We start from the raw sequence: 9,966 nt of genomic DNA on the forward strand, positions 1-9,966 counted from the left end.
TCTCGACGAGTTGCAGAACACCGCTCGCAACAAGCTCAAGAGCGCGCAGCACCGCCCGTCCATCATCATGGCTTGTTGGAAGCAGGCACAATTGTGGTGATGTCATTATTTATGTAAATCTCAATAGCAGGAAGTTTGTCTTGACCGATGGATCCACTTTACGAGCGGGCCTTATCTCACCGTCGCAGTCAAGACCCCTCCATTCAGCGTGATATCGACGGCAGGGCCAGAGCTCGTCACGCTGCTGAAGGAGCCGCTGATGCCGCCGGCGGCGTCGATCAGCACAAATTTCTGACCGCTGGTGAAAGTGCCATTGAATTGCAGGATCAATGCACCGCCCAGGACAACCGGGCCGGCTACCGTCAGATGGCCGTAGTCGACTCCCTTGCCGGCGCCGTTGATTGGCAATGTCAAAGAGCCGCTGGCGCTTTGCTGATAACCGCCGGCCAGCGTCAGTTCAAACTGCGTGCTTGCCAGCCCGAGGCCGGCATTGTTGATCAGGCTACCACTGCCGCAAGCATTAGCGCTCGCCGCCAGTACGCTGCCGCTATTGATCGTGCTTGCCCCGCTGTAGCTATTATTGCGCAAGGTAGTGACGGCAGTACCGTTCTGCAGGAAAATCCCGCTGCCGCTGATATTGGAAAGCGTGATGGCGTCGGTCATGTTTTGCACAATCAGGCTGCCGTCGTTGACGATGCTGTCGGTCGATGCGCCGCCGGCCGACTCTGCTGTCAGCAAACTGCTGTCGCCGCTGTAAGTTGCCTGCAACGTCGTGCTCTTGACGTATTGCTTGGTCGCGCTGTTGTAGACCAGTTTGTCGTAGTTCAAAGGCTGCGGCGAGCCGGCTCCCAACCGTAAAATTGCCTTGGCGCCGATGGTTGTCACGCCGTTGTAATTTTGCGGCTGGCTAAAGGTAACATCATTGCCGGCGGTCGACATGATGGTGACATTGCCCAATCCCGTACTGCCGTCGCGGTCAGGGCCGCCACCGCCGCCGGTGATGCCCACGTTCAGCGCAACCGGACCATTGTAGTTGAAGGCCAGGGTGCCGCCCCGATGCAGGTTGATATAAGCATTCTTTGCCCCCAGCGCCGGGGCTACCGCAAACGGCGACGGCGCCGACGGCAGGAAAAAGTCGTGCGTGGTGCCGTCTCCCCATTGGACCGTGCCGCCGCTTTCGATATTGATGCCACGATAGCTGCCGTCGTTGCCATTGATGTCATTCGGGCCGCCGCGGTAAATCACTTTCGCCAGGTTCAGGCTGTCATCGCTCAAACCGGGATTGATCAGATTAGGACTGTTGTGCGGGCTGTTATCCGTATGGCTATAAACGCCGCGCATGATAATTCTCGAATTGCCGATGGGATGGAAATTAATATCACCGCCAAAACTCGCCTCGTAGATATTCTGCGCGACAGTGACGACGTTGTTAGTCGGGCTCCAGACCAGCCACGAACCTTCATTCACCACTGCCTTGGCAGTGGGTATCGAAGGGCCGACGTGATTGGTCCCGAAATCCTGTCCGGTGCTCAGCGCCAGCACGCCGGAGAATGAACTGATGCCGCCCATCGAATTGCCGCCCCACACGTTCGGCAATTGCATGATGGAGCCGCTGCCGCTGATCTCTCCAAGCAGGATGAACTGGGCGCTGCTCAGCACAATGGCGCCGTTGTTGAGAATATTGTTGAGATTGATCTCGCCGTTGACCACACTTGCCAGGTTTTTGCTGTCTGAGGTGGCGATAAAATTCGGCGAGTTATCCGCGCTGGTATTGCTGCCGATTTGCAGCGTTACGCCTGGATTGATAGTCAGCACCGGGGGATTGCTTCCGCTAATGCTAAGCGCATATCCCATGCCCGGATAGACGGATTTTGTCACTGACTCGACCTGCCGGCTGTCGGGCAGCTTAAATGTGCTGGCCTGAGTGATGACCAAAGTGCTGGAATTGGCGCTGCCTGCCGCAGGATTCAACAGCAGCGTTCCCTGCCCCGAGATCACGCCGGTATAAGTGGTGACGCCGGCGGGGAGATTGATAACGGAGTCGGCGTTGAGCGTGATGTTCTGGTTGGCGAGGATAGCCGCGGTAATATCGACAGCCGCGCTTGTGGCGCTGGAGTTGCTATTGGTCGCCCCGCCCGTTGTGCCGCCATCGCCGCCGCCATCACCACCGCCGCCGCAGCCGGCAATTGCCAAAGAAATGATCAGTGCAGCGAAGTTTTTACCGGTCAAAGAATGTGAATTAGGCATGAGGAATGAATGTAAGCGAATATAAACGAGACGATAGAAAGCTCGGGATGAAGGGTCGACATTATTTCTCCAACCTAAGAAAATCATAGAATGCAAAAAGCAAAAACCGAGCCCGGCAATATATTCAAACCAACTGACAAATTTTATCAACCCTAACAGACAGTCAATGTATGGCGAATGGGGATATTTATTATCATTTGACGATGCCGACGGTAAGCGGCTTTATTGCACAAATCCCCACCGTCGTTACTTGAATCGCGGTTCCGGTAAGCTGACTTGATTGATGGGACTTGTATTTGTCGGACGGGCAGAATCGCGGCATTGGCGAAATCCCCCTCGGGCGACAGCACAATGACTTGTTCGCCCATGGAAGGCGGAAACCAGGTCTGTGCATCGCCGGCCCGTAACGTGATCCAGGGGTGCCAGGTGGTGGTGTTTTACCGACCTGTACGCGCACGCGCTGGGCGTAGTGATCGATGTCGGCAATGGTGCCGAACCGGATCAGATTCAGGATTCAGCGCAGCAGTTCGGAGTAGTCGGCAGTCATGCGTTGCATGTTGCCGGGTTGCCGGAATCGGCGCACCTGCTAGAGGGTTGATATCCGCGTTGCCAACCACCAAGGTTCACCTTGCGGTGCACGCTCTACGCATTGTCATCAGCGCGTCCGCATCCGATTTTTCCGGCTTGTTCAGGCGACCCATTGCCGTCTGATCTTATCGATGCATCATGGCGTACGGCACCTCCCATACAAGGCGCTGATTGAAGTGAGCTAGCGACATGACCCTGTCCGGACCTTTCTGAGGATCATGGAAAACAACGCCACCGTTCTTATGGCTAACACCGATGAGAACTGACATGTGCCAACTGTCCGGGTCGGGTTGCCACCCGAAAAGTATGGGGTCGTGCCGTTCGAGAAGAGCGACCAACTCTTCGAGTGAAAACGCTTGTGAATCCGGTAGTTTGACCTTCGATAGCCCCTCGTTCGAAATGAATTGCTCAATATCGGCCAGATCTTCTAGCGCGTTATGACCAGAGTCCGAACTGTAACGTTTCGGAAGACCTAGCCTGGGGCCCGCTTCGGCGCTATAGCCTATCATCCTGGCACAGGCATACCAGCAACCCATCCGCTCGCTCCCTTGGGAGACATACGGCACATTGCGTAGGAGGAATAGCGGAGGTTTGTTCGGCATTAAGGCCGCATAGCGAGAACTCGATGCCTTCGAACTGGAACTTTTCTTATCCCCGCCGCCGAACGAGGGGGGCTATTGAATGGAGGAAGGGCGCTACACTGGGCTGTTGCGCTATGAGGTGAAATAACATTCCGGCGCGGAGGCTGGGTTGGTAAAGAACTGCGCGCCAGGCACGTCCCTAGAGGGTGTAGTCCCATCAGTGCGCCGGTGCGCGACTTCTCTGTCTGAGCGAACTTCTGCTTGGACTGCTGCGACGCTCCACCCGCTTCGGAGCCATCGGTTATCCGCGCTTCGCTAGCGGTATTCTGCCTAACCTTCATTGCATACCTAGTGTATTGAAAGTTAAGCTGATTTTCTCAACGTTTAGTAACAAGTGGTCAGCCAGAACGAAACTTCCTCTTGTTGAACGAACTCCCGCATAGAACCGCTTCCCTGTGGAACATGATGATACTGGATGCTTGCGAAGATACCTCTGATGATGTTGGCGACGTTGTCCTGAGCGCGGTGCACCAGGTAACACAAAGTGAAGGCAATGCGGGCTTCGCCGAAGGAGACACGGCCAAGGCCCAGCAGGATCTCCAGGGCGCTGGTGCCGGTGGCAACAATCAGCAACCAGGCCACCAAAGAGATGTGCAAGCGGTGATTCGCCAGGCCGCGCCGATAGCACAGCAACCGCAGGCAGGTGCTGGCGTAGGAAAGCAACGCCAGCAAAGTCAGCGTTTTAGTCATGGCCACCTCCCTTGCGCAGCCAGGCCGGCAGTTCGATGGTTTTAATCAGGTCGATGCCGGCGGCGCTGGTGACGAACAGAGTGGTGGTGCTGGGTTCTGCCATAGTTAATTGTCCAATTGGTCCCAAAGCTGCACAATTTGGGTGGTTTTAGTGGATTTTTGGGTTGATTCTGGCAAGGTAACAATCAAGCGGTGCGGCAGGATCGGCCCCAGGTCGGCTAAGCCGGGATTTAGTTCGAGCGCCGCCTCGACCACATTGGCGGTGGCGCCCAGGTGGCGCCATCTAGCGTGTCATGCTGTTAGGCACGCACGGTTATTGTCATATTCGTCAGATCAGCTCCACCGTGACGTGAGGCCGGCCAAGGATGTCCGCGATGACCCAATGGGCGTTACGGCGTTGTTCTGCCGGTGCGTTATCCAGCGCTTCCATGGTTTTTTTGTCCGATAGCGACGACGCGGTGCTGTCGTAGTCGCGGTAACGCTCGGTGAGATCGGCCTTGGCCCAGCAGTAGACGGCGCGGCGATAGTGGGAAATGTTGACGCTTTCACGATTGACCCGGTCCGCCGGCACGGCGGCCAGGCCCGCAAAGCCGGCGGTGATCTGGATTAGTTTCCAGTCACGCAGCTCCGCATTGACATGCAGCACGGCGGCCACAATCGCCTGGACCAGTCGCGGACTGGTGACAGTGCCGTCCAGATGCATGTTGTCGCGCATGTCCTGCAAGACGATATCGGGATAGAAACCGTCGTTTTCGACGCTACCGACTTCCGGCAGGGACGTGCCGGCGCCGGCAGAAGGTGGCGCGATAGCAATAAAGGTCATGGGTGAAAGCAACCGAACGCGTGCCGAGGCGACACGCTGAAATGCTACAAATGCATCCGACCGAGTTTGTCGCTGGCTGCGGGGCACCACTCCCGGGAACCATTGAGCTTCCTTGACGGCACAGGGCGCGCTGCATTCGCTATTTAGTTCTGTGGAATCCGTAGGCTCCTTCCAGTTCGGCAGATATGTTGTTTATGGCAAGTATATTTGCAGTCGATTGAGGTTTGATTGAATTTTTGTATACGCTACAGTTGGGCAAGAAATTCCTCCCGTAAAGTGTTATAGAAGATGATCCCGTAATCAGGGGAAATCAACAAGTTACAAACGGATGTGCCATACATATTGGGATCATTTGCCGCAGAAGATGAGATTTTTTGAGACTTCGCCACAGAAAATGAGATTTTCTGTTTATCTCGTTATTGTAGAGATTTCCGGTGACTTGACGCCAATTTTCCGCGACGGCGCTACCGCCATCAATCCATCAGCGAGGTCGTAGACGAGCTCGATCTGGCATTGCCAGATGCTCAGGTGCCGTTTGTCAGTAACAGCGCCGTCGCCCAAGCGTGGTTCGAGCAGGATTGTGAGCATTACCCTCTATGGGCCGTTTTGCTTTTCCAGCAATGATTGCCTGCTTTTGATTCGAGCGCGATCTGCAGCAATCAACACCTGCGTCATGAATCTACCGATACGTTGTGCGCGTGGATGGGAATGTCCACTCTGATGATTGTTCCTTGATCCGGCACGCTGGAAATTTCAACTTTGCCCTCCAGCATCAGCACCCGCTCACGGACGCCAATCAGGCCAAACGATTGTTTCTTTTGTAATAGCGAGTCGAATCCCTTGCCATTGTCGCGCACCTCCAGCAGGTAATGGCTTTCTCTTCGCTCCAATGCGATCTGGACTTCAGTTGCGCCCGCATGACGGCTGATATTGGTCAGCGATTCTTGTGTAATCCGGAAAATTTCGGTAGCGCGTTTTTCATCCAGATGGATATCATCTTCGACCACGCACAATATGCACCGTATACCCGGGTGTCCACGGTTGAATTCTTCCACCAGCCATTCCAGCGCAGGCACAATCCCCATGTCGAGCGCTGACGGGCGCAACCATGTCACCAGGTTGCGTACTATTTGAATCGTGGAATCGACCAGCGTTATCATGCGCTGAATTATTGCTTGCGACGACGCATGATCTTCATTGTATTGGAGCTCGAGGACCGACATGCCCATACGCAATGCCGACAGGCACTGTCCCAGTTCGTCGTGAATTTCACGCGACAGGTGTCGACGCTCATTTTCTCTTGCGGTTTGGTTGTGCGCAGCCAGTTGTCGCAGCAGCAGCTGCGATTCTTCAAGGCGGCGCTGGGTTTCTTTCAAGACGGTGACGTTTTTGCCGATCGCCAGCGCGCCGATCACGTCGCCATCCGGGTTGCATTCTGCCACGACGTGGAAGGCATAGTCGGCAGTTTGTAAATCCGCTTTGACCCCTCTGAGAAAAATCTGCGCAGGAATTCTGGTTTCCATGACTTTACATAGCGTCGCGTTGAATTCTTCTCCCGAGATGTTGGTCCGCCATTTTGCATCTGGCATTTTATTCATCGATTGTCTTGCCGGAATGCCGGTTTCCTGTTCATAAGCCGGATTGACGTAGGTGCGTCGGCAATCGCGATCGTATCGTACGACCAGATCGGGCAGGTTTTCAGCAAGCGTACGGAATTCCTGCTCGCGTTTGAGCAACAGTTCATCCGCCTGCTTCCGTTCGGTGATGTCGCGCCCGATCGCAAGCACGCCGATGACCTGTTTGCAGCCGTCCTTTTTTGGGATAAGGCGTATTTCAAAAAGACGTTCCCCCTCCGGTGTCATCCGTTTATGTTCTATCGCATGGGGCACACCTAGCCGGATGGTTTCCTTGATCTGTTTTCCCAATTGGCCGTGCGGATCCAGATCCAACTCGTGCAGCGTTTTACCGATGAAATGCTCGGGGGACTGGCCGTAAGCTTGGGCGACGGATGGATTGACGTAAGTATGGCGGCTCTGCAAATCAAAGCGGGCAATAAAGTCGGGCAGATTCTCGACCAGAGTGCGCAGCCTGATTTCGCTTTCCTTGAGTGCCGTGATGTCCCGTCCCAGCGCCAATACACTGACAATTTGTCCATCCAGAGCCAGTTCCGGCATCAGCTGGACTTGAAGGTAACTGGTTTTGCCGTCGGGAGAGTGCATGACGAGTTCGATTTCTTGTTTTACGCCGCTCTGCAGGACTTGCTGTATTGCGCGTTGATATTCCGCCGTCTCGTCGTAATTCAACTCAAATCCGATAGGTGTTCTACCCAGCATTTCATGCGCTGGAATGCCGGTAACACGTGTCAGTGCCGGATTGACGTACATGCGTCGGCATTCCCGATCGTAACGGACAATGGTGTCGGGAGAGTTTTCCACCAAGGCGCGAAACTCCTGTTCGCGCTTGTGCAAAAGCTCTTCCATGCGCTTGCGCTCGGTAATGTCGCGCACCAGCGTGACGTTATAAGCGCGGCCTTGGTATTCGAAATACCTGGCGCTGACCTCTACTGGGAAAATGCGTCCATCCTTGGCTTGGTGACGAGTTTCGGTCTTGTTGGAGCCGTGGATTCTGATGTAATCAAAGCATTCAGGCCAGCGCTTTGCCGGCCAGTCGGGATCGATATCGGCTATGCCCATGCCAAGCAATTCAGCGCGACTGTAGTTGAGCGCGCAACAGGCGGCATCGTTCACATAGTGGAAGCGGCCGTGCTGATCAATCAGTAGTACGCTGTCATTGACTTGATTCAGGGCGAATTCGTTGAGTGCCAGATGCTGCTGGGTTTGCTTGCGCCTGGTGATGTCGCGGGCAAAGCCGACGCTGCCGCGCAATTTCCCGTCCGCATCCCATGCAGGCGCCTTATAAGTTTCGAACCATTTGCGGGTACCCTGGATTTCAATGATTTCCTCATATATCTTCCGATCGCCGCTGCCGAGTACTTCCTGATCGTCGGCCCGGTATTGTTGCGCCAGATCCTGCGGGTAGATATCCTGATCCGTTTTACCCACGAATTCATCGGCGACTGCGAGGCCGAAGGCATCGGCAAATGGCTGGTTGACGGCGAGAAAACGGTTTTCCGTATCTTTAAGCCAGGCCAGGAAGGGAAAATTGTCGAACAATATGCGCAGTTGATTATCTTCGCTCAGATCGTTATTCTTCGGCGACGCCAGTTCGCTGATATCGATAAGCTGAGCGAAAAAATACAGTAGCCCGCTATGCACGTCATGCACGGGTGAGATGTGTAGCGTTCCCTGGATGATTTTGCCGTTCTTGCATATAGAGCGGGATTTCAGGTGTCCGCTTGGAGTTTCATGCGTCAATCGATCATCAAATGCATTCAGGATCAAAAGCCGGTCCTCGGGATGCAGGATGTCTGCAAAATGCTTGCCGGTCAGTTCTTCTGCTTCATATCCAAGGATCGAATACGCTGCGCTGTTCACTGCCAGGAAAATCCTGTCCTGGCCGATGATCATCATTGCAGTTGCCGATCGTTCGAAGATATCTTGAAAAAAAGCTTTCTTCTTGAGCGGAAAATTGATAGCAGGCTCGTCTCGCATAGAGGTCATTTAAATATCTTTATGGTGGAGATCGATGTACATCCTGAATTGCCGGCATTTTCGCATGTCGCGGAAAAAGGATTCTGGGTACCCATGCATTACCAGTAGCGATATGCCGGGAGCACGTGCTTTTATTTTTCCAATCACGAATTCAGAATGTTTGTTTCCTTTAAAGCTGCGTCGGTCCGGTTCGGACTCGGAGCGTTTCAGGCAAGGCCATTTTAGCTGCCGATATGAGCGAAGAATAAGCAATCTCGGGCGGGCTGAGTATCAGGAAATCTTGCTATTGCTGTAGGGATAGCGGCAACTGCTGTCGGAAATCGCCTGGTTTCTCTATGCAATGAAGAATTATTGTTTCCGTAGGAAAATCCTTATTGGCTTTTGGGGATTACCTGATTGTTATTTCATCTAAATTTTCGCATCATTGACAAAGCGATAAGGCAAGTCTGCGTTATTTAAAACCAATGGAACCGGCGTACCAACATCTTGCCAGCTGCAACGATCAGTTTGATGAGGCTTTGTTGCACACATCCCCGCCAGCGTCATCTGAATCGAGGCTCGGGTAAACTGTCGCGATGAGTGCACCGGCCAAACCGAAGTATCGAACGACCAACTGGAAAGAGTACAAAGCGGCGTTGAAGGCGCCCGGTTCGCTGCTCATCTGGCTGGACCAGGACATGTGCTGGCGGGGTAGTGCCAGCGGCAAGCGCGGGCGCAGCCCGAAATACAGCGAGGCGGCGATTCAATTCTGCCCGACCATCAAGGACTTGTTCAATCTGGCACTGCGCCAGGCGATGGGCATGGCGCAAAGCCTATTCAAGCTGGCGGGCCTGGACTGGCAAGTGCCCGATTTCAGCACCGTCAGCCGCCGGCAAAAGCATCTCGTCGTGACGATTGCGGCACACACTACGACGACAGGACTGCACTTGTTGGTCGACAGCACCGGCATCAAGATGCTGGGTGAAGGCGAGTGGAAAACCAAGAAGCATGGCGCCGACTACCGCCGTCAATGGCGCAAGGCGCACTTGGGCAACGACGCCACCACATTGGAAATTCGGGCCATCGAAGTGACGGACAACGCCACCGGGGATGCACCCATGCTGCCATGCTTGCTAGACCAGATTGCCTTGGACGAGCCCATCGCGAGCGTTAGCGGAGATGGGGCCTACGACACGAAGGGCTGTCACGAAGCCATTGCGCACGCTATTATTCCGACGCGAAAAAATGCCAAGCCGTGGAAAGATCGGCGTCCCGGCGCCGAGGCCCGCAATGCCATATTGCGCGCCACGCGCCGCATTGGCCGAAGAATATGGAAGAAGTGGGCCGGCTATCATCGGCGCAGCCTGGTCGAAACCAAAATGCGTTG

Annotated in this window: 6 protein-coding genes and 2 pseudogenes; 2 read left to right on the forward strand and 6 right to left on the reverse strand. The window is 54.5% G+C overall.

Annotated features, from left to right (window positions below; all coding sequences use genetic code 11):
• Positions 1-171 precede the first annotated feature (171 nt).
• From ABI171_RS18650 to ABI171_RS18670, 5 genes and pseudogenes are all read right to left on the reverse strand, one after another.
• Positions 172-2,247, reverse strand: coding sequence for an autotransporter (locus ABI171_RS18650; protein ID WP_348094037.1), 2,076 nt, complete (start codon positions 2,245-2,247; stop codon positions 172-174).
• A 152-nt stretch (positions 2,248-2,399) separates the two neighbouring features.
• Complete coding sequence (locus ABI171_RS18655; protein ID WP_348094042.1) at positions 2,400-2,660, reverse strand: phage baseplate assembly protein V; 261 nt, start codon at positions 2,658-2,660, stop codon at positions 2,400-2,402.
• Between the two features lie 1,140 nt (positions 2,661-3,800).
• A complete protein-coding gene (locus ABI171_RS18660) occupies positions 3,801-4,166 on the reverse strand; it encodes a phage holin family protein (RefSeq protein WP_348094038.1) in 366 nt (121 codons plus the stop codon).
• A gap of 105 nt (positions 4,167-4,271) precedes the next feature.
• A pseudogene (locus ABI171_RS18665) lies at positions 4,272-4,483 on the reverse strand (tail protein X).
• Between the two features lie 11 nt (positions 4,484-4,494).
• Positions 4,495-4,989: a head completion/stabilization protein gene (locus ABI171_RS18670; protein ID WP_348094039.1), complete on the reverse strand. Its 495-nt coding sequence runs from the start codon at positions 4,987-4,989 to the stop codon at positions 4,495-4,497.
• A gap of 465 nt (positions 4,990-5,454) precedes the next feature.
• Here ABI171_RS18670 and ABI171_RS18675 point away from each other — a divergent pair.
• Positions 5,455-5,550, forward strand: a pseudogene (locus tag ABI171_RS18675) (transposase); the annotation flags it as partial.
• 110 nt (positions 5,551-5,660) lie between these two features.
• Here ABI171_RS18675 and ABI171_RS18680 read toward each other — a convergent pair.
• On the reverse strand, positions 5,661-8,609 hold the full coding sequence (locus tag ABI171_RS18680) for a PAS domain S-box protein (RefSeq protein ID WP_348094040.1): 2,949 nt from the start codon (positions 8,607-8,609) through the stop codon (positions 5,661-5,663).
• Positions 8,610-9,175: 566 nt separating this feature from the next.
• On the opposite strand from ABI171_RS18680, the gene ABI171_RS18685 reads away from it, so the two are divergent.
• Positions 9,176-9,966, forward strand: a 791-nt coding sequence (locus ABI171_RS18685) for an IS5 family transposase (protein WP_348094041.1), incomplete at its 3' end; no start/stop codon positions are given.

It is taken from the genome of Collimonas sp. (assembly GCF_039923675.1).
Classification (GTDB): domain Bacteria; phylum Pseudomonadota; class Gammaproteobacteria; order Burkholderiales; family Burkholderiaceae_D; genus Collimonas.

Bases quoted from the DNA above. Each gene is read 5' to 3' on its own strand.
- ABI171_RS18670 (WP_348094039.1), bottom strand. From the start codon at position 4,989: ATGACCTTTATTGCTATCGCGCCACCTTCTGCCGGCGCCGGCACGTCC.
- ABI171_RS18650 (WP_348094037.1), bottom strand. From the start codon at position 2,247: ATGCCTAATTCACATTCTTTGACCGGTAAAAACTTCGCTGCACTGATC.
- ABI171_RS18680 (WP_348094040.1), bottom strand. From the start codon at position 8,609: ATGACCTCTATGCGAGACGAGCCTGCTATCAATTTTCCGCTCAAGAAG.
- ABI171_RS18660 (WP_348094038.1), bottom strand. From the start codon at position 4,166: ATGACTAAAACGCTGACTTTGCTGGCGTTGCTTTCCTACGCCAGCACC.